Genomic DNA, 24,842 nt, shown 5'->3' with positions numbered 1-24,842 from the left:
AGCTGCCGAAGGCTGCGATCTTTTGATCTAGGCAGGCTCGGTCACTGGGCCAAACGCACCCTGACGCAAAAGAAGCAGAACCAACCCAAACGCTCCAATTGCCATCAACAGCGGCAACGCATGCCCGCTGATCCACTGACTGCCCGCCCCGGCCGCCAGCGGCCCGACCAGACAACCCACGCCCCATAGCTGCGCAATGTGCGCGTTCGCCCGCACCAGCGCATCGTCGCGATAACGCTCGCCAATCAGAATCAGCGACAAGGTAAACAACCCACCGGCACTGGCGCCGAACAGCACCCACAACGGCCAGATCAGCAGCGTATCGAGCAACAACGGAATCGCCAGACTCGACAGCATCAACACCACCGCGCACCCGGCAAACAACGTACGGCGCGACAAGTAATCTGCCAACGCGCCAATCGGCAATTGCAGCAGTGCATCGCCGACCACCACCGTGCTGACCATCGCCAGAGCGATCTCGGCCGTGAAACCCTGTTGCAGGCAATACACCGGCAACAGCGTCAGGATCATCGCTTCGAATGCCGCAAATAATGAGACCGCCCAGGCAATCGCCGGCAGCTTACGGGCGAAGCTCCACAACTCTCTGAACGTTACGCTGCTGGCCTCACTGCTTGGCGCACCGCTGCGACCCAGCAACAGCAGCGGCGAAACCAGCAGCAAGCCAACACCGACCCAGAAACCGTAATCATGCTCGGTGCCCAACGCCCCCAATAACAACGGGCCCGACAGTTGGCTCAACGCGTAGCTGCTGCCATACAGCGCCACCAACCGCCCGCGCCAGTGCTCGACCACCAGTTGATTGATCCAGCTCTCGCCGAGGATGAACACGATGGTCAGGATCACCCCGATCATCAGCCGCAGCACCAGCCAGATCGGGTAGCTCGGCAGCAGCGCCAGCAAACCGATCGACAACGCCCCGGCCCACAGGCACAGGCGCATCAGGTTCGCCGTGCCGAAGCGCGCCGCCAGATGACTGGAAATCTTCGCGCCGAGCAACACGCCAATCGCCGGCATCGCCGCCATCACGCCGATGGCGAAGGCGCCGTAGCCCCAACCCTCCAGACGCAACGATACCAACGGCATGCTGACCCCCAGGGCCAGGCCGACACTCAAGACAGACGCCAACACGGCGAAATACGTCGCCCACCGCATGTTCCACGCTCCTGTGGATAATTATTATGTGCAACACAAAACCACTGTGGGAGCGAGCTTGCTCGCGAATACGGTTTCACATTCAGCAGGTCTGCTGAGTGATACACCGCATTCGCGAGCAAGCTCGCTCCCACAGGGAATCTCTGTCTGGTTTGAGAGCCTGATTGAATCAGGCTCCCCTCAGCGGCTTACAGCTTGATCCACGTCGCCTTCAGCTCGGTGTACTTGTCGAACGCGTGCAGCGACTTGTCGCGGCCGTTGCCCGACTGCTTGAAGCCACCAAACGGTGCGGTCATGTCGCCGCCGTCGTACTGGTTGACCCACACGCTGCCAGCACGCAGAGCCTTGGCGGTCAGGTGTGCCTTGGAGATGTCCTGGGTCCAGACCGCAGCGGCCAAGCCATACGGGGTGTCGTTGGCGATCTCGATCGCTTCTTCAGCCGTATCGAAGGCGATCACCGACAGCACTGGCCCGAAGATCTCTTCCTGAGCAATCTTCATCGCGTTGCTCACGCCGTCGAAAATCGTTGGCTCGACGTAGGTGCCACCGGTTTCCTGCAGAATGCGCTTGCCGCCCGCGACCAGTTTGGCGCCGTCGGTATGGCCGGATTCGATGTACGACAGCACAGTGTTCATCTGCTGCGTGTCGACCAGTGCACCAACGTTGGTCGCCGGGTCCAGCGGGTTGCCCGGTTTCCAGGCCTTCAGCGCCTCGATCACCATCGGCAGGAATGTGTCTTTGATCGAACGTTCGACCAGCAGACGCGAGCCGGCGGTGCAGACTTCGCCCTGATTGAAGGCGATGGCGCTGGCGGCGGATTCGGCAGCCGCTTGCAAGTCCGGCGCATCGGCAAAGACGATGTTCGGGCTCTTGCCGCCGGCTTCCAGCCAGACACGCTTCATGTTCGATTCGCCGGAGTAGATCATCAGTTGCTTGGCGATCTTGGTCGAACCGGTGAACACCAGTGTGTCGACATCGTTGTGCAGGGCCAGCGCCTTGCCAACGGTGTGACCGTAACCCGGCAGCACGTTGAGCACGCCTTTCGGAATACCGGCTTCAACAGCCAGCGCAGCGATGCGAATGGCGGTCAGCGGGGATTTTTCCGACGGTTTGAGGATCACCGAGTTACCGGTCGACAATGCCGGGCCGAGTTTCCAGCAGGCCATCATCAATGGGAAGTTCCACGGCACGATGGCGCCGACCACACCCACTGGCTCGCGGGTCACCAGACCCAGTTGGTCGTGCGGCGTAGCGGCCACTTCGTCGTAAATCTTGTCGATCGCTTCACCGCTCCAGCTCAGCGCTTGCGCCGCGCCCGGGACGTCGATGTACAGCGAATCGCTGATCGGCTTGCCCATGTCGAGGGTTTCGAGCAGGGCCAGTTCTTCGGCGTGCTGCTTGAGCAGGCCGGCGAAACGGATCATGGTGGCTTTGCGTTTGGTCGGCGCCAGGCGCGACCAGACGCCGGAATTGAACGTGGCGCGGGCGTTTTCCACGGCACGCTGGGCGTCGGCGGCGTCACAGCTGGCAATCTTGCCGAGCAGACGGCCATCGACCGGGCTGATGCACTCGAAGGTCTCGCCGGAGACGGCGTCGGTGTATTCGCCATTGAGGTAGGCGCGGCCTTCGATCTTCAGGTCGCGGGCGCGTTGTTCCCAGTCGGCACGAGTCAGGGTGGTCATTCGAGTGTCCTCCGCTTGTTGAATACGAGCGCCGCGCGATCTTCGCCAGCGTCCTCAAAAATTCTGCCCGGCCAGCCGGTTTTTCGGCCAGAGGCACCCGCCACCCTAAACCAGCGGCCGGGGTTGTTTCAATATATTTGACATAAGGTGGTCATACAGCCTTGCGGTGTTGATTTTAATCAACATAGACTTTGGCCCTTTCCAGCCAATCGCGCCGTATTCACGGGGGGATAACAACAATGAACATCCAGAACGTCGTCGACATCAGCCTTACCAGCAGCGAAGCCGAACGCTATCGCCCGGACCCGGCGAAAGTACTCAAGGGTGACCCTGAACAAGCTGTGTTCCATCAATACGACAGCCCGTGTGGGCAGATGGGCGTTGGCGTGTGGGAAGGTGCGGTTGGGCAGTGGACGGTGAATTACACCGAGCATGAATACTGCGAGATTTTGCAGGGGGTTTCGGTACTGCGTGATGGCGATGGCAATGCCAAGACGTTGCGTGTTGGCGACCGGTTTGTGATTCCGGCGGGGTTTCGTGGCACCTGGGAAGTGCTGGAGGCTTGCCGCAAGATATATGTGATTTTCGAACAGAAGGCCTGAGGACTTTCGCTGGCTGATCCGGCCCTATCGCGAGCAGGCTCACTCCTACAGGTGACCGCATTCCAATGTAGGAGTGAGCCTGCTCGCGATGAGGCCCGGACAGGCGATGCAAATCCGAAGGCAACAAAAAAGGCCCGTATCGTGAGATACGGGCCTTTTTCGTAAGTCGGGAAAAATCAATTACTTGATTTTGCCTTCCTTGTAGATCACGTGCTTGCGAACAACCGGATCATATTTCTTGATCTCGATTTTGTCCGGGGTAGTACGCTTGTTCTTGTCGGTAGTGTAGAAGTGACCAGTACCGGCGCTCGAGATCAAACGAATCAATTCACGCATGATTAGCTCCCTTAAATCTTGCCATCGCGGCGAAGTTCGGCGAGCACGACAGTGATGCCACGCTTGTCGATGATACGCATGCCTTTGGCAGATACGCGCAGACGCACAAAACGTTTCTCTTCTTCAACCCAGAAGCGGTGATGCTGCAGGTTCGGCAGGAAACGACGACGGGTTTTGTTGTTTGCGTGGGAAATGTTATTCCCAGTCACCGGACCCTTACCGGTAACTTGACATACTCTCGACATGCCTCAGCCCTCTAAAACCACATGCCCAACCCGGCATGGGTTGGCCGCTTAATCTCTCAGTCATTTGGCGCCAGGCGCCGCGTTTCTTTAGAGGTCTTACCGGCTACACCTACAGTGAAGGAACCGGGCCCCTAGAAAAGAGCGCTGCTTTATACCAGAAAGACTTCGGAGCAACAACATTCGGTGTGCAAACAATCCACAAAAAGGCGCTTTTTCAGCCTGCGAACGCCTTGGATAAAGGCTGGCATCGATTTTTACCACTCGTCGCAGAAAAGCATCCTTGCGCGCAATTCAGACTTTTCGCTGCGCACCACGGTCTGAAAAATCGCCATCACTGTGCCCCGAAAATGCAAAAGGGGGATAGTCATTTGTAATCCAGACCTCTAGGGTAGGCCTTTTCCAGACTGCACTTGCAGATGGGCCTTCGATCTGTAAAAGGAAACCGACCATGCGCCTCGCTGCCCTACCCCTGTTGCTCGCCCCGCTCCTGCTGAGCCCTCTGGCCCAGGCCGCCGCGCTGAGCGTCTGCACCGAGGCCAGCCCGGAAGGGTTCGACGTGGTGCAATACAACTCGCTGACCACCACCAATGCCTCGGCCGACGTGCTGATGAACCGTCTGGTGGATTTCGATACCACCAGCGGCAAAGTCGTGCCTAGCCTGGCCGACAGCTGGGAAGTCAGCACCGACGGCCTGACTTACGTGTTCAAGCTGCATCCGCAGGTGAAATTTCACACGACTGATTACTTCAAACCGAGCCGCGAGTTGACCGCTGAAGACGTCAAATTCAGCTTCGACCGCATGCTCGACCCGGCCAACCCGTGGCACAAGGTCGCTCAGAGTGGCTTCCCGCATGCGCAGTCGATGCAGTTGCCCGCACTGATCAAGAAGATCGACGCGCTCGATCCGCTGACCGTGCGCTTTACCCTTGATCACCCGGATTCAACTTTCCTGGCGACCCTGAGCATGGGCTTCGCCTCGATCTATTCCGCCGAGTACGCCGACAAACTGATGAAGGCCAACGCCACGGACAAGCTCAACAGCCAGCCGATCGGCACCGGCCCGTTCGTGTTCAACCGGTTCCAGAAAGATGCAGCGATTCGCTACAAGGCCAACCCGGATTATTTCGGCGGCAAGCCTGCGGTCGACCCGCTGATTTTCGCCATCACCCCGGACGCCAACGTGCGCCTGCAAAAGCTGCGACGCAATGAATGCCAGATCGCCCTGTCGCCAAAACCACTCGACGTACAAGCCGCGCTGAAAGAACCGACGCTGAAAGTCGAAAAAACTGACGCGTTCATGACCGCTTTCGTCGGCATCAATAGCCAGCATCCACCGCTGGACAAGCCGGAAGTACGCCAGGCGATCAACCTCGCGTTCGACAAGGCCAACTACATCAAAGCGGTGTTCGAGGACACCGCTGAAGCGGCCAACGGCCCTTATCCGCCGAACACCTGGAGTTACGCGAAGAGCCTGCCGGGTTACCCGCACGATGTCGCCAAAGCCAAGGCGCTGCTGGCCAAGGCCGGATTGAAGGACGGTTTCCAGACCACAATCTGGACGCGCCCGTCAGGCAGCCTGCTTAACCCGAATCCAAGTCTTGGAGCACAAATGCTGCAATCGGATCTGGCGGAAATCGGCATTCAGGCGGAAATCCGCGTGATCGAGTGGGGTGAATTGATTCGTCGCGCCAAGGCGGGCGAACATGATCTGCTGTTCATGGGGTGGGCCGGCGATAACGGCGACCCGGACAACTTCCTCACGCCGCAGTTTTCCTGCGCGGCGGTCAAATCGGGCACCAACTTCGCACGGTACTGCAATGCCGATCTGGACAAGCTCATCAGCGCTGGCAAGACCACCAGCGAACAAGGCGTACGGACCAAGCTGTATGAGCAGGCGCAAGCACAGATTCAGCAGCAGGCGTTGTGGCTGCCGCTGGCGCACCCGACTGCCTATGCACTGACGCGCAAAGACGTGCAGGGTTACTCGGTAAGCCCGTTTGGCCGCCAGGACTACTCCAAGGTCAACCTGAAATAACCTGCCCTGCACATCACCTGTAGGAGTGAGCCTGCTCGCGATGGCGTCATTTCAGTCAACCCATTCGGTGACTGGAGAATGGCTATCGCGAGCAGGCTCACTCCTACAAGGGTTTAGCGTTTTTCCCCTGAGCTTTACATCCAGCCGCACTCCGCCATCGACAGCGGCTCACCATCGCCGATGATGAAGTGATCGAGCACCCGCACATCAATCAACTCCAGCGCCTTTTGCAGACGCTTGGTCAGTAACCGATCTGCCTGGCTGGGGTCGGTGCTCCCCGACGGGTGGTTATGGCACAGGATCACCGCCGCTGCGTTGTTGGCCAACGATCGCTTCACCACCTCACGGGGATGCACACTGGTGTTGTCGATCGAGCCGCGAAACAGCGCCTCGAAATTCAGTACCTGATGCTTTGAATCGAGGAACAGACAGCCGAACACCTCATGGGGCTCATGCCGAAGCATCGCTTTGAGGTAATCGCGCACGACTTGCGGATTCTCCAGCGCCGGCTTCTTGCGCATGCGCTCGGCCAGATGCCGCCGCGCCATTTCCAGCACCGCTTGCAGCTGGGCATATTTCGCCGGGCCAAGGCCCAATTGTTCGCTGAACGCGGCAAGATCGGCTTCGAGCAAAACCCGCAGGCTGCCAAACTGGTTCAACAGGTGTCGCGCCAAGTCCACAGCGCTTTTGCCGGAGACCCCGGTGCGTAGAAAAATCGCCAGTAATTCGGCATCGGAAAGGCTTCCCGAGCCCTGTTCAAGTAGCTTTTCCCGCGGACGTTCCGCCGCAGGCCAATCGCGAATACTCATAGCACTTCCCTGTCTGTGGGCGCCGCTGTTCCGTAGCGGTCGCTGTGATATCTTAGCCCATCTTTTTTGCGGGCGAATTCACCCTGGGGAGGGGGTTTCGCCACGTATGTCACCCACGAAATCAAAGGCAGACCTATGCAGCGGCTGTATCGGAAACGCATCGTTCTGGGCGTCGGCGGCGGCATCGCGGCCTACAAGAGCGCTGATCTGGTTCGTCGCCTGATCGACCAGGGCGCCGAAGTGCGCGTGGTCATGACCCATGGCGGCGCCGAGTTCATCACCCCGCTGACCATGCAGGCCTTGTCCGGCCACCCGGTGCACCTCGACTTGCTCGACCCTGCCGCCGAAGCCGCGATGGGCCACATCGAGCTGGCCAAGTGGGCCGATCTGGTGCTGATCGCCCCGGCTACCGCCGACCTGATCGCCCGTCTGGCCCAAGGCATCGCCAACGATTTGCTGACCACTTTGGTGTTGGCCACCGACGCTGTCGTCGCCGTTGCTCCGGCCATGAATCAGGCGATGTGGCGCGATCCGGCGACCCAGGCCAACCTGCAACTCCTGCAAAGCCGTGGCCTGAAGACCTTCGGCCCAGCCTCCGGCAGCCAGGCCTGCGGCGACGTCGGCATGGGCCGGATGATGGAAGCCACCGATCTGGCGCAATGCGCGGCCGACTGCTTCCAGCGCCAGGCGCTGACCGGTAAACACGTCGTGATTACTGCCGGCCCGACCCAGGAAAACATCGACCCGGTGCGCTACATCACCAACCACAGCTCCGGGAAAATGGGCTTCGCCCTCGCCGAAGCTGCGGTGGAAGCCGGCGCCCGCGTCACGCTGATCAGCGGCCCGGTGCACTTGCCAACGCCAGATCGCGTTACGCGCATCGACGTGGTCAGTGCCCGCGACATGCTCGCGGCGTGTGAATCGGCGATCCCGTGCGACGTGTTTATTGCCTCGGCAGCCGTGGCGGACTACCGCCCAGAAGTTGTCGCCCCGCAAAAACTCAAGAAAGATCCTACGAGCGGTGACGGCTTCGTCCTGCAAATGGTGCGTAACCCGGACATCCTGGCCACCATTGCGACCCGTCCCGATCGTCCGTTCAGTGTCGGCTTTGCCGCCGAGACCGAACACCTGCTCGACTACGCTGCACGCAAGCTGAAGGACAAGAATCTCGATTTGATCGTCGCCAACGACGTCGCCAACCCGAGCATCGGTTTCAACAGCGAAGAAAACGCCTGCAGCGTGATTGACCGTGCGCTGCACGCCACGGTTTTCGCCCAGACCAGCAAGAGCAAGATCGCTCGCCAACTGGTCACCTTTATCGCCGAACGTCTGAACCAGGTTTAATTTACATGCACGCTTTGCAAGCCAAGATCCTCGACCCACGCATCGGCAGCGAATTCCCGCTGCCGCAATACGCCACCCCGGGTTCCGCCGGCCTCGACCTGCGCGCCATGCTGGATCAGGACATCGTGATCAAACCGGGGGAAACCGTACTGATCCCTACCGGCCTGTCGGTTTACATCGGCGACCCGAACCTCGCCGCGCTGATTCTGCCGCGCTCGGGCATGGGCCATAAACACGGCATCGTGCTGGGCAACCTCGTCGGCCTGATCGACTCCGATTACCAAGGCCCACTGATGGTGTCGTGCTGGAACCGTGGCCAGAGCGATTTCACCATGACCGTCGGCGAACGTCTGGCGCAACTGGTGCTGGTACCGGTGGTGCAGGCGCACTTCGAAATGGTTGAAGAGTTCGTCGAAACTGAACGCGGCACCGGCGGGTTTGGCCATACCGGCACCCAGTAACCGGCGTCATCATCTGTTGGAGCTACCGAAGGCTGCGATCTTTTGATTTGGTTTTCTACGATCAAGATCAAAGATCGCAGCCTGGGGCAGCTCCTACAGGGGGAAATTTCAGGCAGATCGGCTGAAAGGTTTACCGCCGTAAATCAAGGTTTTGCCGGCCGAAAGCCACGCCAGCCGAGGCGTCATGGCCCTTTCACACCACGAACTCTCTGTGGAAAACGCCGTCATACCCTTCAGTTTGAGCCTGCCGTCGAATGATTCGTCGGTCTGTCCCGCCACTTTCGAGATGGAGCATTTGTGCAGATGAGCACCCCAGCCAAGATCGCCCCGAAGCTGCCCGACAGCATTTTCCGCGCCTATGACATTCGCGGCACCGTGCCGGAATTCCTCAATGCCGAAACCGCTTACTGGATTGGCCGCGCCATCGGTTCGCAGAGCCTGGCCCAAGGTGAACCAAATGTTTCCGTCGGTCGCGACGGTCGCCTGTCCGGCCCGGAGCTGGTGGCCGAGCTGATTCGCGGTATCGCCGAAAGCGGCTGCCATGTCAGCGACGTTGGCCTGGTGCCGACGCCGGCGCTGTACTACGCCGCCAACGTGCTGGCCGGCAAGTCGGGCGTGATGCTCACCGGCAGCCACAACCCGTCGAACTACAACGGCTTCAAGATCGTCATCGCCGGCGACACCCTCGCCAACGAACAGATTCAGGTGCTGCATGAGCGCATCAAGACCAACAACTTGAGCAGCGGCACCGGCAGCGTCACCCAGGTCGAAATCCTCGACCGCTACAACACCGAAATCGTCCAGGACATCAAACTGGCCCGGCGTATGAAGGTCGTGGTCGACTGCGGCAACGGCGCCGCCGGCGTGATTGCCCCGCAACTGATCGAAGCGCTGAACTGCGAAGTGATTCCGCTGTTCTGCGAAGTCGACGGCAACTTCCCGAACCATCACCCGGATCCGGGCAAGCCTGAAAACCTTGTCGACCTGATCGCCAAGGTCAAGGAAACCAACGCCGACATCGGCCTGGCGTTCGACGGCGACGGTGACCGTGTCGGCGTGGTGACCAACACCGGCAGCATCGTCTACCCGGATCGCCTGCTGATGCTGTTCGCCCGCGACGTGGTGGCGCGCAACCCGGACGCCGAGATCATTTTCGACGTCAAATGCACCCGTCGTCTGGTGCCGCTGATCAAGGAATACGGTGGTCGCCCGCTAATGTGGAAGACTGGTCATTCGTTGATCAAAAAGAAAATGAAACAATCCGGTGCTCTATTGGCCGGTGAAATGAGCGGGCACATCTTCTTCAAGGAGCGCTGGTTCGGTTTCGATGACGGCATCTACAGCGCCGCACGGCTGCTGGAGATCCTCAGCAAGGAAAAATCCACTGCGGAAGAGCTGTTTGCGACCTTCCCGAACGATATTTCTACGCCGGAAATCAATATCCATGTGACCGAAGAGAGCAAATTCAGCATCATTGATGCTCTGCACGACGCACAGTGGGGCGCAGGCGCTGACCTGACCACCATCGACGGCGTGCGAGTCGATTACGCCAAAGGCTGGGGCCTGGTGCGCGCGTCCAACACCACACCGGTGCTGGTGCTGCGTTTCGAGGCCGATGACGAGGCTGAATTGCAACGCATCAAGGATGTGTTCCACGCCCAACTGAAACGCGTTGCACCTGATCTCCAACTACCGTTCTGATCCACCCGGAGCCCTGAATGACCCTCGAACGCGAAGCCGCCGCCCATACCGCCCAGGTCCTGTCCGAAGCGTTGCCTTACATCCGACGCTATGTCGGCAAGACCCTGGTGATCAAATACGGCGGCAACGCGATGGAAAGCGAGGAGCTGAAAACCGGCTTCGCCCGCGACATCGTGTTGATGAAAGCCGTGGGCATCAACCCGGTGGTGGTTCATGGCGGCGGCCCGCAGATCGGTGATCTGCTCAAGCGCCTGTCGATCGAAAGCCACTTCGTCGATGGCATGCGCGTCACCGACGCCGCGACCATGGACGTGGTGGAAATGGTCCTCGGCGGCCAGGTCAACAAAAGCATCGTCAACCTGATCAACCGTCACGGCGGTAGCGCCATCGGCCTGACCGGTAAAGACGCCGGGCTGATTCGCGCGAAGAAACTGACCGTCACCCGTCAGACCCCGGAGATGACCCAGCCTGAAATCATCGACATCGGTCAGGTGGGCGAAGTGGTCGGCATCAACACCGAACTGCTGAACCTGCTGGTCAAAGGCAATTTCATCCCGGTGATCGCGCCGATTGGCGTCGGTGAAAACGGCGAGTCCTACAACATCAACGCGGATCTGGTGGCCGGCAAAGTCGCCGAAGCGCTGAAAGCCGAGAAGCTGATGCTGCTGACCAACATCGCCGGCCTGATGGACAAGTCGGGCACCGTGTTGACCGGCCTGAGCACGCAACAAGTCGACGATCTGATCGCCGACGGCACCATCTACGGCGGCATGCTGCCGAAGATCCGTTGCGCGCTGGAAGCGGTTCAGGGCGGCGTGGGCAGCTCGCTGATCATCGACGGTCGTGTACCGAACGCGATCCTGCTGGAAATCTTCACCGACACCGGTGTGGGTACGCTGATCAGCAATCGCAAGCGTCCTTGATCGGTAATCGCTGAAAAGCAAAAGATCGCAGCCTGCGGCAGCTCCTACAAAAGCGAATTTCGTATGTATGAAATTTCTGTAGGAGTTGACGAAGTCTGCGATCTTTTTTATGCGCGAAAGAAACGTCCGACTTAACACAGCGAAACGTCCGACATCACCTCAGAACAAATCTCCCTAGGATCTTCCCTTCATCCACCGGAGATTGACTCATGCAAAAAGACTACGTCCCTTACGGCAGCGATGTTTCCCCAGGCACTTACGAGTGCGTTGATTGCGGCCATCAGTATTCCAATCAAGCCAAAACCTCGATGCCACCGTGCCCACAGTTTCGCAAAACGGCGCATGCGTTAAATGGCTGGAAAATCCTCACCGGGCAAGGTGATGCGATCAAAGACCCTTATCCAGAACAGTCTGCCAACATCAAAAGCGCCGAGGTCATCACGCCCTCGAACAAAAAATAACCCCGGAGCGCCTGAGCCATGCGGATCTCGTTCACGATCGACGCCGACGCTTTCGAGCTGGAACAAAAGGAACCGGTCAAGAAAACCTTGCGCATCGGCGACGCGGAAATCGCCCACGCCTTGCAGCGTATCGCCAAGGCCAGCCTGACCGAGTACCTGAAAATGCTGGTCGAGGGCAGCATGCCCAGCCGTGCTGACGAGGCCAAGCAGGATCGTCTGCTTTATCTGATTCAAAGCTACTTCGGGCAGACACTGCCGATGGAATCGCAGATCTCGACGATCTTTCAGCTGACCCAAAGCCAAAGCAAAACCTTGCTGAAGAACACCGTGTCGCGTTTTCGCAATCAGCTCGACGACATCCTCCAGCACAGCATGCGTGCCGTGATCGAGACCGCAGAGCACGCGCAAACCGTGTTTCTGGTGGTCATCAGCTCGGACGTGATACGCGATGAGCTGAACATGCTGATCACGCAGAATGAGCCGACCTTCAAACCCATTACCAAGCGCAAGGGCAGCGCCGGGCAGTTCGAGATCAGCGAGGACTCTCACGCCTTGCTCTGCGCGACGCTGGGGCTCAATGCCGTTCAGTGACATCGTCGCGGTCAGTGGCTTGCTGCTGACCCTGACCACGTTCATGTTCAATCTGGCGTGGCCGGCGCTCAGTGAGGCGTTGGCGCTGGATGAATACCAGTCTGGTCCGCTGAACCGAAAACGCAGCAGGGACAAGGTTCGAGAGGCTTTTTACGGGCGGGCGCTGCCGTTGACGTGCGCGTTTGTGGCGCTGTTTTACGTCAACTTGCCGGCTGCGGTGGGGATTATTCGCAGCAGCACGCTGGATCTATGGGATTTTGATGTGGATCGCACGTTGTACGTGATGGTGGTGTTGGCGTTGCTGGCGTTTGCGCTGATCAACGCAGGATTGACCCTGAAACTGCTGAAAAAATGGAGAAACCTGCGCTGAATCGAAACCCCTGTAGGAGCTGCCGAAGGCTGCGATCTTTTGATTCTGTTTTTAAGATCAAAAGATCGCAGCCTCCGGCAGCTCCTACAGAATGATGTCGTATCAGACGCCAAACTGGGCGCGATACGCTTCCACAGCTGGCAGATGCTGCTTGAGCTGCGGATCATCGGCGAGGAATTCCAGCACCTGATTCAGCGAAACAATGCTGATCACCGGGATACCGAAGTCGCGCTCGACTTCCTGGATTGCCGACAACTCACCGTTGCCACGCTCCTGACGGTTCAGGGCGATCAGCACACCGGCAGCCTTGGCGCCGTCCTGCGAAGCAATGATTTGCATCACTTCACGGATCGCGGTGCCTGCGGTGATCACGTCATCAATGATCAGCACGTCACCGGTCAACGGCGCGCCGACCAGACTGCCGCCTTCGCCGTGGGCCTTGGCTTCTTTGCGGTTAAAGCACCATGGCAGATCACGGTCGTGGTGTTCGGCCAGCGCCACGGCAGTCGTCGCCGCTAACGGAATGCCTTTGTAGGCCGGGCCGAACAGAACGTCGAAAGGAATACCGCTTTCAGCGATGGCTGCAGCGTAGAAACGCCCTAGCTGCGCCAAGGCCGAGCCCGAGTTGAACAGGCCGGCGTTGAAGAAGTAAGGACTGGTGCGCCCGGACTTCAGGGTGAACTCACCGAAGCGCAAAACGCCGCGATCGATGGCAAAACGAATGAAATCGCGCTGATACGCTTGCATGAAAAAAACCCCAAATACCACGGATTTAGCTAATTAGCTTGACGCCGTGTATCATACACGCACGCGATTTTTGGGGCCATTTATGCGGATCATCAGTGTGAACGTCAATGGTATTCAGGCTGCAGTCGAGCGTGGTTTGCTCAGTTGGCTGCAAGCACAGAATGCCGACGTCATCTGCCTGCAGGACACCCGTGCCTCCGCCTTTGAACTGGATGACCCAGCCTTCCAACTGGATGGCTACTTCCTTTATGCCTGCGATGCTGAAGTCCCTGCCCAAGGTGGCGTGGCTTTGTATTCGCGGTTGCAACCGAAGGCTGTCATCAGCGGTCTCGGTTTCGAGACGGCCGACCGCTACGGGCGCTACCTGCAAGCAGATTTCGACAAAGTCAGTATTGCCACCTTGCTGCTCCCTTCGGGGATGAACGGCGATGAGGACTTGAACCAGAAGTTCAAGCTCATGGACGACTTCGGCAAGTACCTGGACAAACAGCGACGCAAACGTCGCGAGTACATTTATTGTGGCTCGCTGTACGTGGCGCAGCAGAAGCTCGACATCAAGAACTGGCGCGACAGCCAGCAATCCCCGGGCTTCCTGGCGCCAGAACGCGCCTGGATGGACGAGATTGTCGGCAATATGGGCTATGTCGATGCCCTGCGCGAAGTCAGTCGCGAAGGCGACCAGTACAGCTGGTGGCCGGACAACGAACAGGCCGAGATGCTCAATCTGGGCTGGCGCTTCGACTACCAGATCCTGACCCCAGGCCTGCGACGCTTCGTGCGCAGCGCACGCCTGCCACGTCAGCCACGGTTCTCGCAGCACGCGCCGCTGATCGTCGACTACGACTGGACGCTGACCATCTAAGCGTCGTTTCGCAGTAAAAAATGCCCGTATCGCAAGATACAGGCATTTTTTTATGCCGGCGCTCGAGCGGAATCGAACTCAGACGACAGCGAAGAACGGCAACATCAAGTACAGCTTGATCACGACGACATTAATAATGTCGATGAAGAACGCCCCCACCATCGGCACCACCAGAAACGCGATCTGCGAGGGACCGTAACGCTGCGTCACGGCCTGCATGTTGGCAATGGCAGTCGGCGTGGCACCCAGGCCGAAACCGCAGTGCCCCGCAGCCAGCACGGCGGCATCGTAGTTGCGGCCCATCACCCGGAACGTCACGAAGATCGCGAACAGCGCCATGACCATGGCCTGCACCGCCAGAATGATGAAGATCGGCAAGGCCAATGCGGCCAGATCCCACAACTTCAGCGACATCAAGGCGATCGCCAGGAACAACGACAGACTGACATTACCGAGCACCGAGACTTCACGCTCAAACACCTGATACAGGCCAAGCGCCGAAAGACCATTACGCAGCACCACGCCGACGAACAGGACGCAGACGAAGGTCGGCAACTCGAACGCCGTTCCGTGCAACAAACCATTCAACAGATTGCCAACCAGCAGACTCACCGCAATCAGCGCCAGCGTTTCGATAAACGAAAACGGTGTGATCGAGCGCTCTTTGTTCGGCTGCTCAAAACCCTTGGGCAGTCGCGGCGCTTCCTGTTGATTGCATCCAGGCACTTCCACGCGCTTGATGAGCAAACGAGCGACCGGTCCACCGATCAAGCCACCGAGCACCAGCCCGAACGTCGCGGAAGCCATTGCCAGCTCGGAGGCAGACGCCAGACCGTACTTCTCACTGAACACCGTACCCCACGCCGCACCGGTACCGTGACCACCCGCCAGAGTGATCGAGCCTGTCAGCAAACCCATCAAGGGGTCGAGCCCGAGCATTGTGGCCAGCCCGATACCCATCGCATTCTGCACCACCAATAGCCCGGTGACGGCCAACAGGAATATCCCCACGACCCGCCCGCCTTTCTTCAGACTGGCAAAATCCGCACTCAGACCAATAGTGGCAAAGAAAGCCAGCATCAAAGGCATTTGCAGTGAGGTTTCAAAACGCACCTCAATATCAAACGCTCGCAATAACAACAAACCCACGGCAACTACCAGGCCGCCTGCCACAGGCTCGGGAATATTGTAACTGCGCATAAAACCAACACGTGTAACAAGTCCGCGCCCCAGCAATAGCACCAGAGACGCGGCCACCAGCGTTCCATAAAAATCGAGCTGTATCATTTGGATTGTTCTTGGCTAAATATTCAAAGGCGAACTTTTTACCTGGACACGCCCATGAATCGGCTGATTGTCTCAACACTGATTAATTTGGAATTCAAGTACCTTCGATGGCTTGAATATATCGAAATATTTCAGAAGCAATATCACGCCGGGCAACTTTAACAACCGCCAAGTCCCGTTGCCAAGGATATGAGCGCGCATGCAGGCGCACAGTTGTGACCAAAGATGTAAGAACGGAATATATATAAACTCACACGCTACCGCTGATCGCAGACAGACTATTCCTACACCCTGTAGCTGCTTATTTAATTGCAAAAACGCAAATGCCCTGACAAGTCAGGGCATTTATTCAACATTTCGAATTGCGCCAAGGCGTGACGATTATTTAATCAGTCGCCAAGTGAACGGATAACGGTAGGGAAACCCTTTATTAGCCTTCACCGCACCCACAATCGGCAGTACCAATGCACAAACAACCACCGGAACAATCAAAACATACCCGATAAGCACCGCCATCATTGCCACACTGATGACCATGGCAATAGTCATGGTGATCTGGAAGTTCAACGATTCCTTGCCCTGCGCATCGATAAACGCGTCACTCTCACGCTTCACCTGCCAGAGGATCAGTGGCCCAATCAGATTGCCAAATGGAAACATGCTCCCCAAAAAGCTGGACAAGTGACAAAGCATTGCCCATTGGCGAACCTCCTGGCTCGGTTTGGGCAGCAGCTCTTGCTCGTCACTCATCGCGTCCTCCTTGCGGTTATGAACCTGCTCAGTCGGCCAGTGCAGCCTTTTGCAGTTCGAAGATTTCGTTCATGCCTTTCTTCGCCAGATCCAGCATGGCGTTAAGGTCTTCAGGCTGGAATGGCGCGCCTTCGGCAGTACCCTGCACTTCGATGAAACCACCGGTGCTGGTCATCACCACGTTGAGGTCAGTCTCGGCGGCGGAGTCTTCAAGATAGTCCAGATCGAGCACGGCCTCGCCCTGATACATACCGACCGATACGGCACCGATCATTTGCTTGAGCGGATCGCCGCCCTTCAGGCCGCCACGCTTCTTGATCACTTTCAGCGCATCAACCAGTGCAACCATGGCGCCAGTGATGGAAGCGGTGCGAGTGCCGCCGTCGGCCTGGATCACGTCGCAGTCGACGTACAGGGTCACGTCACCCAATTTGGACATGTCCAGCGCCGCGCGCAGGGAACGACCGATCAGACGCTGGATTTCCAGGGTGCGACCGCCCTGCTTGCCACGGCTCGCTTCACGCTGGTTACGCTCGCCGGTGGCGCGCGGCAGCATGCCGTACTCGGCGGTCAACCAGCCTTGACCCTGGCCTTTGAGAAAGCGCGGTACGCCGTTTTCGACGCTGACGGTGCAGATGACTTTGGTATCACCGAATTCGACCAGTACAGATCCCTCGGCGTGTTTGGTGTAGTTGCGGGTAATGCGGATCGAGCGGAGCTGATCGGCAGCGCGACCACTTGGACGTTTCATAGGGAATACCTGTACTGGGGACGGAAAACTGCCGAGCATTATAGAGCGCTGCACCGCGACTGGGCACTCGTTAAAAATCCCGACCGACGATCGAAGCCCCTGAAACACCCATTACCGACGGGCTGCAGTCCTTTGTCACACCGTGTGTTTGGGCGCATTCGCCGCACTGCGCTACAATCCTGCGCCTTTGCTGCCAGTCGGCTTAAATTCATTGATATCGAGCCTGCGGAACATCCCTGCGGCGCCGATCTGCATTGCGAGGTCACCGCCATGGTGCACAGCATGACCGCCTTCGCCCGCGTCGAGAAAGCCGGCGCACAGGGCACCCTGAGCTGGGAACTGCGCTCGGTCAACAGCCGCTACCTTGAACCGCACCTGCGTTTGCCGGAGTCGTTTCGCGACCTCGAAGGCGCGGTGCGTGAAGCCCTGCGTCAGGGTCTGTCGCGAGGCAAACTCGAATGCACCCTGCGGTTCACCGAAGAAAGCACCGGCAAAACACTGCAAGTCGATCGCGAGCGCGCCGCGCAACTGGTCGCTGCGGCCGAGACCGTTGCCGGTCTGATCAAGAATCCTGCCGCACTCAATCCCCTGGAAGTGCTGGCCTGGCCCGGCGTGCTGGTAGGCGATGCGACTGACCCGCAGGCACTGAACGCCGACGCACTGGCCCTGTTCAATCAAGGCCTGAAAGAGTTGAAGGCCGGCCGCGAGCGCGAAGGCGCGGAGCTGGCACGCCTGATCAACGAGCGCCTGACATCCATTGAAGAAGACGTCGTGACCCTGCGTGAACTGGTCCCGCAGATGCTCGCCACCCAACGCCAGAAAGTCCTCGATCGCTTCACCGACATGAAGGCCGAGCTGGACCCGCAGCGCCTGGAACAGGAAATGGTCATGCTCGCGCAGAAGAGCGACGTGGCCGAAGAACTGGATCGCCTGAGCACCCACATTATCGAAGTACGCCGGGTGCTCAAATCCGGCGGCGCGGCCGGGCGTCGCCTGGACTTCCTGATGCAGGAACTCAACCGCGAAGCCAACACACTGGGCTCTAAAGCCTTCGACCCGCGCAGCACCCAGGCCGCCGTCAACCTCAAGGTGTTGATCGAGCAGATGCGCGAACAAGTGCAGAATATTGAGTAAGGCAACCCCGACATGACCCACAGCACCGGCACCCTGTACATCATTTCCGCGCCCTCTGGCGCGGGCAAGAGCAGCCTGGTCAAGGCGTTGACCGACGCCATACCGGAAATTCGCGTTTCGGTTTCCCACACCACCCGCGCCATGCGCCCGGGTGAAGTGGACGGCGTGAACTATCACTTCGTGACCCGCGAAGAGTTCGTGAAGATGGGCGAGCATGGCGACTTCCTCGAACGCGCCGAGGTCTTCGGCAACTTCTACGGCACTTCGCAAAGCCGCCTGCAGCAAACGCTGGACGAAGGTCACGACCTGATTCTGGAAATCGACTGGCAGGGCGCCGAGCAAGTGCGCAAGCTGATGCCGCAAGCACGCTCGATCTTTATCCTGCCGCCGTCGCTGCAGGCCCTGCACCAGCGCCTGACCAATCGCGGCCAGGACAGCGACGAGATCATTGACGGGCGGATGCGCGAAGCGGTCAGCGAGATGAGTCACTATGTCGAGTACGACTACCTGATCATCAACGACGACTTTGCTCACGCACTGGACGATCTGAAGGCGATTTTCCGCGCCAATCAACTCCAACAGAAACGCCAGCAGGTACGTTTCGGCAAATTGCTGGCCGAATTGCTCGGTTAATCAGCACTTCCCAAAACCGCTGCAAGCGCTTTACATTGGTGCTTGCAGCGCGTTGAAGAGCTTGGTCAAAAAATCAGCGCTTCCCTAATCGCTGGTGATTTTTTAAACTGTTGAGTCCGCTCGCCCAACCGGGCAGCGCGCATATTGCATTCGCTCCGAGGAATACCATGGCCCGCGTAACCGTTGAAGACTGCCTGAACCACGTGGAAAACCGTTTTGAGCTGGTCATGCTCTCTACCAAACGTGCCCGTCAACTGGCCACCGGCGGCAAAGAGCCACTGGTTCAGTGGGAAAACGACAAGCCTACCGTTGTAGCGCTGCGTGAAATCGCTGAAGGCCTGATGAGCTACGAGTTCATCGCCGAGCAGGAAATCGTCCAGGATGAGCCGCTGTTCGCAGCGTTCGAGGACGAGTCCAACGAGGCCGTCTAAGCCTATGCCTGGTCGACGTAGCACGGCGCGGGGTCACAACCTACGGCAGGAATTATCATGCCGAGCATAGACGCCCTCGCCGATCGCTTATCGACCTACCTCGGCAACGACCAGGTCAACCTGGTCCGCCGAGCGTATTTCTACGCCGAACAAGCCCATGACGGTCAACGCCGTCGCAGCGGCGAGGCGTACGTCACGCATCCTCTTGCCGTGGCCAATATTCTTGCCGACATGCACATGGACCATCAGAGCCTGATGGCCGCGATGCTGCATGACGTGATCGAAGACACCGGTATCGCCAAAGAAGCGCTGCAAGCGCAGTTCGGTGAGACCGTGGCCGAATTGGTCGACGGGGTCAGCAAACTGACCCAGATGAATTTCGAGACCAAGGCCGAAGCTCAGGCTGAAAACTTTCAGAAAATGGCCATGGCCATGGCGCGCGACATTCGCGTGATCCTGGTCAAACTCGCCGACCGCCTGCACAACATGCGCACGCTGGAAGTGCTGTCCGGCGAAAAACGCCGCCGGATCGCCAAGGAAACCCTCGAAATCTACGCGCCCATCGCCAACCGGCTGGGCATGCATGCGATCCGCATCGAATTCGAAGACCTCGGCTTCAAGGCCATGCACCCGATGCGTTCCGCGCGGATCTACCAGGCGGTCAAACGCGCCCGGGGCAACCGCAAGGAAATCGTCAACAAGATCGAAGAATCCCTTGGCCATTGCCTCGCCATCGACGGCATCCAGGGCGAAGTCAGCGGTCGTCAGAAACACCTCTACGGCATCTACAAGAAAATGCGCGGCAAGCGTCGGGCCTTCAACGAGATCATGGACGTCTACGCGTTCCGGATCATCGTCGACAAGGTTGATACCTGCTACCGCGTGCTAGGCGCTGTACATAATTTGTACAAACCGTTGCCGGGGCGCTTCAAGGATTACATCGCGATCCCCAAGGCCAACGGCTATCAGTCGCTGCACACCACGCTGTTCGGCATGCACGGCGTACCGATCGAGATCCAGATCCGCACCCGCGAAATGGAAGAGATGGCCAACAACGGCATCGCTGCCCATTGGCTGTACAAGTCCAGCGGTGACGAGCAGCCGAAAGGCACTCACGCCCGCGCCCGCCAGTGGGTCAAAGGCGTACTGGAAATGCAGCAACGTGCCGGCAACTCGCTGGAATTCATCGAGAGCGTGAAGATCGACCTGTTCCCGGACGAGGTCTACGTGTTCACGCCCAAAGGCCGCATCATGGAGCTGCCGAAAGGCTCCACGGCGGTCGACTTTGCCTACGCGGTACACACCGACGTCGGCAACAGTTGCATCGCCTGCCGGATCAACCGCCGTCTCGCGCCGCTGTCCGAACCGCTGCAGAGCGGCTCTACGGTCGAGATCGTCAGCGCCCCCGGCGCCCGACCGAATCCGGCGTGGCTCAACTTCGTGGTCACGGGCAAGGCGCGCACGCACATCCGTCATGCGCTGAAACTGCAACGCCGCTCCGAATCCATCAGCCTCGGCGAGCGCCTGCTGAACAAGGTACTCAACGGCTTCGACAGTTCGCTGGAGAAGATCCCGGCCGAACGCGTCAAAGCCATGCTCACCGAGTACCGCCTCGAACTGATCGAAGACTTGCTCGAAGACATCGGCCTCGGCAATCGCATGGCTTACGTCGTCGCCCGCCGCCTGCTCGGCGAAGGCGAACAGTTGCCAAGCCCGGAAGGCCCGCTGGCGATTCGCGGTACCGAAGGCCTGGTGCTGAGCTACGCCAAATGCTGCACGCCGATCCCGGGCGACCCGATTGTCGGGCACCTGTCAGCGGGCAAAGGCATGGTCGTGCACCTGGACAACTGCCGCAACATCAGCGAAATCCGGCACAACCCGGAAAAATGCATCCAGCTCTCGTGGGCCAAGGATGTCACCGGCGAATTCAACGTCGAACTGCGCGTCGAACTGGAACACCAGCGCGGCCTGATCGCCCTGCTGGCCAGCAGCGTCAATGCTGCCGACGGCAATATCGAGAAAATCAGCATGGACGAACGCGATGGTCGCATCAGCGTTGTCCAGTTGGTGGTCAGCGTCCACGACCGTGTGCACCTGGCCCGCGTGATCAAGAAGCTGCGCGCCTTGACCGGGGTGATCCGCATCACCCGCATGCGTGCATAACCTGCCTATTACAAGGAGTCATTCATGACCAAAACCGTAATCACCAGCGACAAGGCCCCGGCCGCCATCGGTACTTACTCCCAGGCGATCAAGGCAGGCAACACCGTTTACATGTCGGGTCAGATTCCTCTGGACCCAAAAACCATGGAACTGGTTGAAGGCTTCGAAGCCCAGACCGTCCAGGTGTTCGAGAACCTCAAAGCCGTGGCCGAAGCGGCCGGCGGTTCGTTCAAGGACATCGTCAAACTGAACATCTTCCTCACCGACCTGAGCCACTTCGCCAAGGTCAACGAGATCATGGGCAAGTACTTCGACCAGCCTTACCCGGCCCGCGCCGCCATCGGCGTGGCTGCCCTGCCAAAGGGTTCGCAGGTTGAAATGGATGCCATTCTGGTCATCGAGTGATGCGCACGGCGCGGCCTTCAAACGCCGCGCCGACTGCTGCAAGAAAAGGTTTTGAAAGGATTCCACCATGCGCAAAGCGCTAGCTCTCCCGCTGCTCGCCATTTTCCTCGGCGGCTGCGCCAGCAACCCTGCCGACCATGACATCAGCGGCACCTGGATCAATCAGGTGGCGATCGATGCCGCAGCCAAGGGCGGCCCCCTGCGCGAAGCGCTTCAGGCCTACGGCCCGAACCTTGAGTGGGACGTCAACACCAAGGCCAGTCAGGCCCGCTACACCAACGGTTTTGAGAACGTCGAAGGACGGCTGCTGGGTGAAAAATCCGGCGCCTGGAAAGTCGACTTCTATGGCAGCTCCGCCAGCGAGCTGAAACGCGACGGCGGGCAACTGCAGCAAGCCGCCAGCGACAACGAACCCGAGCAGGTGTTCGACCGTGCACAGATTCCGGTGCCGGAAGGCGCACCGATTGGTGCCAGTTTCGAACGGGCGCTGTATTCCGCCTACATGGGCGGCAGCTGGACAATTGCCAGTGGTCAGGGCGAAGGCAACACCGTGCAGTTCCAGGCTGATGGCCAGGTGTCCGGTTTGCCGGGTGCCGACCGTTATGCCCTGTGCCTGGCGGGTGACTGCGCGTCGATGAGCAGCACCAACGACAACATGTGGTTGCAGCTCAACGGTCAAGGCAATGCCTACATCTTTGCGCGCAAGGGCAAGGAACTGGAGATTTTCCAGGCCGTGAACACCGCGCTGGCGGATGAAATGCCGCAGTACACGCCGGGCGAGCGCAAATGGTTGCTGGAGAAGCAGTAACCCGCTTCTGAATTCGCAGATACCCCTGTAGGAGTGAGCCTGCTCGCGATAGCGGTGTAACAGTCAGCACAAGTGTTGAATGTTATGACCTCATCGCGAGCAGGCTCACTCCTACAGTTGTTTTGTGTTGTTAGGAAGTCAGCATTTACCTTCGAGGATCGCAGCGTAGCCTTCGCGGTAACTCGGGTACGTTGGCGTCCAGCCCAACGCCTTCGCCCGGGCATTGCTGCAACGCTTGCTGCCGGTACGCCGAACGCTGGCGTCTTCCGCCCATTCGGTAACGCCCAGATACTCACGCAGCCAGCCCACCACTTCGGCCAACGGCGCCGGTGCATCGTCCACGCCGATGTAGAAATCCTCCAGCTTCACACCCTGCCGAGCCTTCTCCAACAGGAACGCCAGCAACCCTGCCGCGTCGTCAGCATGAATCCGATTGCCATACAGCGGAGGTTCGACCGCCACGCGATAACCGCGACGCACTTGAGTCAGCAGCCATTCGCGGCCCGGGCCGTAAATACCGGTCAGACGCAAAATACTCGCCGGAATGCCACTGTTCAGCGCGACCTGCTCAGCCTCCAGCATCAACCGCCCGGAGTATCCGGTAGCGATGGTCTCTGAGCGCTCATCGACCCACTCACCCTCCTGCTGCCCATAAACACTGCTGCTGGACACGAAGATCAGCCGCTCAGGCACCTGTCCATAGTCGTCGAGCCAGCTCAGGACATTCTGCAAACCCTGGACATAAGCCGCGCGATAACCGGCCTCATCGTGATCGGTTGCCGCTGCGCAATACACCAGATAGTCCACGGCGCCCACCGGCCAGGTCGCCGGGCAGTCCTCATTGAACAGGTCGCCGGCAACGCCGATCACCCCAGCAGGCAGCTTCGAAACGTCACGGCGCAGGCCATGAACTTCCCAGCCGGCCGCCAGCAATTGCTTGGCCAGACGACTGCCGACATCACCACAACCGGCAATCAAAACAGAAGGCGCGGACATCAAAAAACTCCTATCGGAAAGGCACAGACTAGCGCTGGCGAAGGACGAACGGCTAGCAATGAAGGAAAAAAAGATACTCTATTACTTTTGTTAACAAGAATTACTTGCAATAATGCCTGCCACTTTTGTTCTCGGCCTTACGAGGCCTGGAAGAGCATCAACGTTTTTCTATCTCAGGTCCGGCCAGCATGACACGTAATCAAATCCCCGCTTCGCCAACCAATCGACCTCGCGCCTGGCGCGCAGTGGCGGCTCTGCTGCTCAGCCTGATGCTGGCACCGACTGCCGCTTTCGCCGACGCCCAGGCACCTGCAACGCCAGCCGCCTCCGAGCAAAGCGCACCAGCCGCCGCTCCTGCTACCCCGGCCGCTACCGATCCGGTGCAAGCGGTTGACGCTGCCGATGTCCCTGAAGTCCTCGAAGCCGACAACAGCCTGGGCATGGCCCACGACCTGTCGCCATGGGGCATGTACCAGAACGCCGACATCATCGTAAAAATCGTGATGATTGGTCTGGCCATCGCTTCGATCATCACCTGGACCATCTGGATCGCCAAAGGCTTCGAGCTGATGGGCGCCAAGCGTCGTCTGCGTGGCGAAATCGCTGCCCTGAAAAAAGCCACCACCCTTAAAGAAGCCAGCGCCACCGCCGGCAAGGAAGGCACCCTCGCCAACCTGCTGGTGCACGACGCGCTCGAAGAGATGCGCCTGTCGGTCAACAGCCGCGAGAAGGAAGGTATCAAGGAACGCGTCAGCTTCCGCCTCGAGCGTCTTGTAGCGGCCTGCGGTCGCAACATGAGCAGCGGCACCGGCGTCCTCGCCACGATCGGTTCCACCGCACCGTTTGTCGGCCTGTTCGGTACCGTGTGGGGCATCATGAACTCCTTCATCGGCATCGCCAAAACCCAGACCACCAACCTTGCCGTTGTGGCTCCAGGCATCGCCGAAGCACTGCTGGCCACTGCATTGGGTCTGGTTGCGGCGATTCCTGCGGTAGTGATCTACAACGTCTTCGCCCGCTCCATCGCCGGTTACAAGGCGCAGGTTTCCGATGCATCGGCAGAAGTGCTGCTGCTGGTCAGCCGCGACCTCGACCACCAGCCTGAGCGCAGCTCGCAGCCGCACATGGTCAAAGTGGGGTAA

26 protein-coding genes and 1 pseudogene are annotated in these 24,842 nt (G+C 59.0%); 17 read left to right on the top strand and 10 right to left on the bottom strand.

Annotated elements, in window-relative coordinates; translation table 11 throughout:
* Positions 1–27 precede the first annotated feature (27 nt).
* Together ACWR1S_RS02210 and ACWR1S_RS02205 are read right to left on the bottom strand one after the other, a co-directional pair.
* Complete coding sequence (locus ACWR1S_RS02210) at positions 28–1,173, bottom strand: MFS transporter (RefSeq protein ID WP_454562279.1); 1,146 nt, start codon at positions 1,171–1,173, stop codon at positions 28–30.
* A gap of 188 nt (positions 1,174–1,361) precedes the next feature.
* The gene (locus tag ACWR1S_RS02205; protein WP_454562278.1) at positions 1,362–2,855 is read right to left on the bottom strand and encodes an aldehyde dehydrogenase; all 1,494 of its coding nucleotides are present in this window, start codon (positions 2,853–2,855) and stop codon (positions 1,362–1,364) included.
* A 239-nt stretch (positions 2,856–3,094) separates the two neighbouring features.
* Here ACWR1S_RS02205 and ACWR1S_RS02200 point away from each other — a divergent pair, with 239 nt between their 5' ends.
* Positions 3,095–3,457, top strand: a complete 363-nt coding sequence (locus ACWR1S_RS02200; RefSeq protein WP_397484126.1) for a cupin domain-containing protein — start codon at positions 3,095–3,097, stop codon at positions 3,455–3,457.
* 180 nt (positions 3,458–3,637) lie between these two features.
* Here the strand turns inward: ACWR1S_RS02200 and rpmG are convergent, their stop codons facing one another.
* Complete coding sequence (gene rpmG, locus ACWR1S_RS02195; protein WP_003177274.1) at positions 3,638–3,793, bottom strand: 50S ribosomal protein L33; 156 nt, start codon at positions 3,791–3,793, stop codon at positions 3,638–3,640.
* A gap of 11 nt (positions 3,794–3,804) precedes the next feature.
* Entirely contained in the window at positions 3,805–4,038 is a 234-nt protein-coding gene (gene rpmB, locus ACWR1S_RS02190; RefSeq protein ID WP_007920377.1) for a 50S ribosomal protein L28, read from the bottom strand.
* A gap of 448 nt (positions 4,039–4,486) precedes the next feature.
* Here rpmB and ACWR1S_RS02185 point away from each other — a divergent pair, with 448 nt between their 5' ends.
* Entirely contained in the window at positions 4,487–6,073 is a 1,587-nt protein-coding gene (locus ACWR1S_RS02185) for an ABC transporter substrate-binding protein (protein ID WP_454562277.1), read from the top strand.
* A gap of 134 nt (positions 6,074–6,207) precedes the next feature.
* Here the strand turns inward: ACWR1S_RS02185 and radC are convergent, their stop codons facing one another.
* Positions 6,208–6,882, bottom strand: a complete 675-nt coding sequence (radC, locus tag ACWR1S_RS02180; protein WP_454562276.1) for a RadC family protein — start codon at positions 6,880–6,882, stop codon at positions 6,208–6,210.
* 135 nt (positions 6,883–7,017) lie between these two features.
* On the opposite strand from radC, the gene coaBC reads away from it, so the two are divergent.
* The 7 genes and pseudogenes from coaBC to ACWR1S_RS02145 all read left to right on the top strand — a co-directional run bounded on the left by coaBC (position 7,018) and on the right by ACWR1S_RS02145 (position 12,733).
* Complete coding sequence (gene coaBC, locus ACWR1S_RS02175; RefSeq protein WP_454562275.1) at positions 7,018–8,226, top strand: bifunctional phosphopantothenoylcysteine decarboxylase/phosphopantothenate--cysteine ligase CoaBC; 1,209 nt, start codon at positions 7,018–7,020, stop codon at positions 8,224–8,226.
* A 5-nt stretch (positions 8,227–8,231) separates the two neighbouring features.
* Positions 8,232–8,687, top strand: a complete 456-nt coding sequence (dut, locus tag ACWR1S_RS02170) for a dUTP diphosphatase (protein WP_454562274.1) — start codon at positions 8,232–8,234, stop codon at positions 8,685–8,687.
* Positions 8,688–9,011: 324 nt separating this feature from the next.
* Positions 9,012–10,388 (top strand): annotated as a pseudogene (locus ACWR1S_RS02165) (phosphomannomutase/phosphoglucomutase); the annotation flags it as partial.
* A gap of 17 nt (positions 10,389–10,405) precedes the next feature.
* On the top strand, positions 10,406–11,311 hold the full coding sequence (gene argB / locus ACWR1S_RS02160; RefSeq protein WP_003229488.1) for an acetylglutamate kinase: 906 nt from the start codon (positions 10,406–10,408) through the stop codon (positions 11,309–11,311).
* Between the two features lie 209 nt (positions 11,312–11,520).
* Positions 11,521–11,772, top strand: coding sequence for a hypothetical protein (locus ACWR1S_RS02155; protein ID WP_454562273.1), 252 nt, complete (start codon positions 11,521–11,523; stop codon positions 11,770–11,772).
* A gap of 18 nt (positions 11,773–11,790) precedes the next feature.
* Positions 11,791–12,363 (top strand): hypothetical protein, encoded by a 573-nt coding sequence (locus ACWR1S_RS02150; protein WP_454562272.1) that lies wholly within the window; start codon positions 11,791–11,793, stop codon positions 12,361–12,363.
* Positions 12,350–12,733, top strand: coding sequence for a hypothetical protein (locus ACWR1S_RS02145; protein WP_454562271.1), 384 nt, complete (start codon positions 12,350–12,352; stop codon positions 12,731–12,733). The genes ACWR1S_RS02150 and ACWR1S_RS02145 overlap by 14 nt, the downstream gene beginning before the upstream one ends.
* 102 nt (positions 12,734–12,835) lie before the next feature.
* On the opposite strand, the gene pyrE is transcribed toward ACWR1S_RS02145, so the two are convergent.
* A complete protein-coding gene (gene pyrE, locus ACWR1S_RS02140; RefSeq protein ID WP_008078597.1) occupies positions 12,836–13,480 on the bottom strand; it encodes an orotate phosphoribosyltransferase in 645 nt (214 codons plus the stop codon).
* An 82-nt stretch (positions 13,481–13,562) separates the two neighbouring features.
* On the opposite strand from pyrE, the gene ACWR1S_RS02135 reads away from it, so the two are divergent.
* Positions 13,563–14,342 (top strand): exodeoxyribonuclease III, encoded by a 780-nt coding sequence (locus tag ACWR1S_RS02135; protein WP_007920349.1) that lies wholly within the window; start codon positions 13,563–13,565, stop codon positions 14,340–14,342.
* A gap of 78 nt (positions 14,343–14,420) precedes the next feature.
* Here ACWR1S_RS02135 and gltS read toward each other — a convergent pair whose 3' ends face one another.
* The 3 genes from gltS to rph all read right to left on the bottom strand — a co-directional run bounded on the left by gltS (position 14,421) and on the right by rph (position 17,130).
* Positions 14,421–15,629: a sodium/glutamate symporter gene (gene gltS, locus ACWR1S_RS02130; protein WP_454562270.1), complete on the bottom strand. Its 1,209-nt coding sequence runs from the start codon at positions 15,627–15,629 to the stop codon at positions 14,421–14,423.
* Positions 15,630–16,010: 381 nt separating this feature from the next.
* Complete coding sequence (locus ACWR1S_RS02125; RefSeq protein ID WP_422610121.1) at positions 16,011–16,379, bottom strand: DUF4870 domain-containing protein; 369 nt, start codon at positions 16,377–16,379, stop codon at positions 16,011–16,013.
* Between the two features lie 28 nt (positions 16,380–16,407).
* Positions 16,408–17,130: a ribonuclease PH gene (gene rph / locus ACWR1S_RS02120; protein ID WP_277759837.1), complete on the bottom strand. Its 723-nt coding sequence runs from the start codon at positions 17,128–17,130 to the stop codon at positions 16,408–16,410.
* Positions 17,131–17,400: 270 nt separating this feature from the next.
* Here rph and ACWR1S_RS02115 point away from each other — a divergent pair, with 270 nt between their 5' ends.
* The 6 genes from ACWR1S_RS02115 (at position 17,401) to ACWR1S_RS02090 (ending at position 22,704) form a co-directional block, all read left to right on the top strand.
* Complete coding sequence (locus ACWR1S_RS02115) at positions 17,401–18,264, top strand: YicC/YloC family endoribonuclease (RefSeq protein WP_454562269.1); 864 nt, start codon at positions 17,401–17,403, stop codon at positions 18,262–18,264.
* A gap of 12 nt (positions 18,265–18,276) precedes the next feature.
* Positions 18,277–18,897 carry a guanylate kinase gene (gene gmk / locus ACWR1S_RS02110; RefSeq protein WP_008078609.1) on the top strand — a complete coding sequence of 207 codons (621 nt, stop codon included), beginning with the start codon at positions 18,277–18,279 and terminating at the stop codon, positions 18,895–18,897.
* A gap of 167 nt (positions 18,898–19,064) precedes the next feature.
* Positions 19,065–19,328 carry a DNA-directed RNA polymerase subunit omega gene (rpoZ, locus tag ACWR1S_RS02105; RefSeq protein ID WP_016985812.1) on the top strand — a complete coding sequence of 88 codons (264 nt, stop codon included), beginning with the start codon at positions 19,065–19,067 and terminating at the stop codon, positions 19,326–19,328.
* 57 nt (positions 19,329–19,385) lie between these two features.
* On the top strand, positions 19,386–21,491 hold the full coding sequence (gene spoT, locus ACWR1S_RS02100; RefSeq protein WP_007920338.1) for a bifunctional GTP diphosphokinase/guanosine-3',5'-bis pyrophosphate 3'-pyrophosphohydrolase: 2,106 nt from the start codon (positions 19,386–19,388) through the stop codon (positions 21,489–21,491).
* A gap of 24 nt (positions 21,492–21,515) precedes the next feature.
* Positions 21,516–21,896 carry a RidA family protein gene (locus tag ACWR1S_RS02095; protein WP_003229509.1) on the top strand — a complete coding sequence of 127 codons (381 nt, stop codon included), beginning with the start codon at positions 21,516–21,518 and terminating at the stop codon, positions 21,894–21,896.
* Positions 21,897–21,963: 67 nt separating this feature from the next.
* Positions 21,964–22,704 carry a hypothetical protein gene (locus tag ACWR1S_RS02090; protein ID WP_454562268.1) on the top strand — a complete coding sequence of 247 codons (741 nt, stop codon included), beginning with the start codon at positions 21,964–21,966 and terminating at the stop codon, positions 22,702–22,704.
* Positions 22,705–22,842: 138 nt separating this feature from the next.
* Here ACWR1S_RS02090 and ACWR1S_RS02085 read toward each other — a convergent pair whose 3' ends face one another.
* The gene (locus tag ACWR1S_RS02085) at positions 22,843–23,700 is read right to left on the bottom strand and encodes an SDR family oxidoreductase (RefSeq protein WP_454562267.1); all 858 of its coding nucleotides are present in this window, start codon (positions 23,698–23,700) and stop codon (positions 22,843–22,845) included.
* 188 nt (positions 23,701–23,888) lie between these two features.
* Between ACWR1S_RS02085 and exbB the strand changes: the two genes are divergently transcribed.
* Positions 23,889–24,842, top strand: a complete 954-nt coding sequence (gene exbB / locus ACWR1S_RS02080) for a tonB-system energizer ExbB (RefSeq protein ID WP_454562266.1) — start codon at positions 23,889–23,891, stop codon at positions 24,840–24,842.

The organism is Pseudomonas sp. AIG, from assembly GCF_977020205.1.
The sequence above is the reverse complement of the archived record's forward strand: the minus strand, read 5'-3'. Positions and strand labels throughout refer to the sequence as shown.

Coding starts and splice junctions, on each gene's coding strand:
- ACWR1S_RS02210 (WP_454562279.1), bottom strand. CDS start 1,173: ATGCGGTGGGCGACGTATTTCGCCGTGTTGGCGTCTGTCTTGAGTGTC.
- ACWR1S_RS02205 (WP_454562278.1), bottom strand. CDS start 2,855: ATGACCACCCTGACTCGTGCCGACTGGGAACAACGCGCCCGCGACCTG.
- ACWR1S_RS02200 (WP_397484126.1), top strand. CDS start 3,095: ATGAACATCCAGAACGTCGTCGACATCAGCCTTACCAGCAGCGAAGCC.
- rpmG (WP_003177274.1), bottom strand. CDS start 3,793: ATGCGTGAATTGATTCGTTTGATCTCGAGCGCCGGTACTGGTCACTTC.
- rpmB (WP_007920377.1), bottom strand. CDS start 4,038: ATGTCGAGAGTATGTCAAGTTACCGGTAAGGGTCCGGTGACTGGGAAT.
- ACWR1S_RS02185 (WP_454562277.1), top strand. CDS start 4,487: ATGCGCCTCGCTGCCCTACCCCTGTTGCTCGCCCCGCTCCTGCTGAGC.
- radC (WP_454562276.1), bottom strand. CDS start 6,882: ATGAGTATTCGCGATTGGCCTGCGGCGGAACGTCCGCGGGAAAAGCTA.
- coaBC (WP_454562275.1), top strand. CDS start 7,018: ATGCAGCGGCTGTATCGGAAACGCATCGTTCTGGGCGTCGGCGGCGGC.
- dut (WP_454562274.1), top strand. CDS start 8,232: ATGCACGCTTTGCAAGCCAAGATCCTCGACCCACGCATCGGCAGCGAA.
- argB (WP_003229488.1), top strand. CDS start 10,406: ATGACCCTCGAACGCGAAGCCGCCGCCCATACCGCCCAGGTCCTGTCC.
- ACWR1S_RS02155 (WP_454562273.1), top strand. CDS start 11,521: ATGCAAAAAGACTACGTCCCTTACGGCAGCGATGTTTCCCCAGGCACT.
- ACWR1S_RS02150 (WP_454562272.1), top strand. CDS start 11,791: ATGCGGATCTCGTTCACGATCGACGCCGACGCTTTCGAGCTGGAACAA.
- ACWR1S_RS02145 (WP_454562271.1), top strand. CDS start 12,350: ATGCCGTTCAGTGACATCGTCGCGGTCAGTGGCTTGCTGCTGACCCTG.
- pyrE (WP_008078597.1), bottom strand. CDS start 13,480: ATGCAAGCGTATCAGCGCGATTTCATTCGTTTTGCCATCGATCGCGGC.
- ACWR1S_RS02135 (WP_007920349.1), top strand. CDS start 13,563: ATGCGGATCATCAGTGTGAACGTCAATGGTATTCAGGCTGCAGTCGAG.
- gltS (WP_454562270.1), bottom strand. CDS start 15,629: ATGATACAGCTCGATTTTTATGGAACGCTGGTGGCCGCGTCTCTGGTG.
- ACWR1S_RS02125 (WP_422610121.1), bottom strand. CDS start 16,379: ATGAGTGACGAGCAAGAGCTGCTGCCCAAACCGAGCCAGGAGGTTCGC.
- rph (WP_277759837.1), bottom strand. CDS start 17,130: ATGAAACGTCCAAGTGGTCGCGCTGCCGATCAGCTCCGCTCGATCCGC.
- ACWR1S_RS02115 (WP_454562269.1), top strand. CDS start 17,401: ATGGTGCACAGCATGACCGCCTTCGCCCGCGTCGAGAAAGCCGGCGCA.
- gmk (WP_008078609.1), top strand. CDS start 18,277: ATGACCCACAGCACCGGCACCCTGTACATCATTTCCGCGCCCTCTGGC.
- rpoZ (WP_016985812.1), top strand. CDS start 19,065: ATGGCCCGCGTAACCGTTGAAGACTGCCTGAACCACGTGGAAAACCGT.
- spoT (WP_007920338.1), top strand. CDS start 19,386: ATGCCGAGCATAGACGCCCTCGCCGATCGCTTATCGACCTACCTCGGC.
- ACWR1S_RS02095 (WP_003229509.1), top strand. CDS start 21,516: ATGACCAAAACCGTAATCACCAGCGACAAGGCCCCGGCCGCCATCGGT.
- ACWR1S_RS02090 (WP_454562268.1), top strand. CDS start 21,964: ATGCGCAAAGCGCTAGCTCTCCCGCTGCTCGCCATTTTCCTCGGCGGC.
- ACWR1S_RS02085 (WP_454562267.1), bottom strand. CDS start 23,700: ATGTCCGCGCCTTCTGTTTTGATTGCCGGTTGTGGTGATGTCGGCAGT.
- exbB (WP_454562266.1), top strand. CDS start 23,889: ATGACACGTAATCAAATCCCCGCTTCGCCAACCAATCGACCTCGCGCC.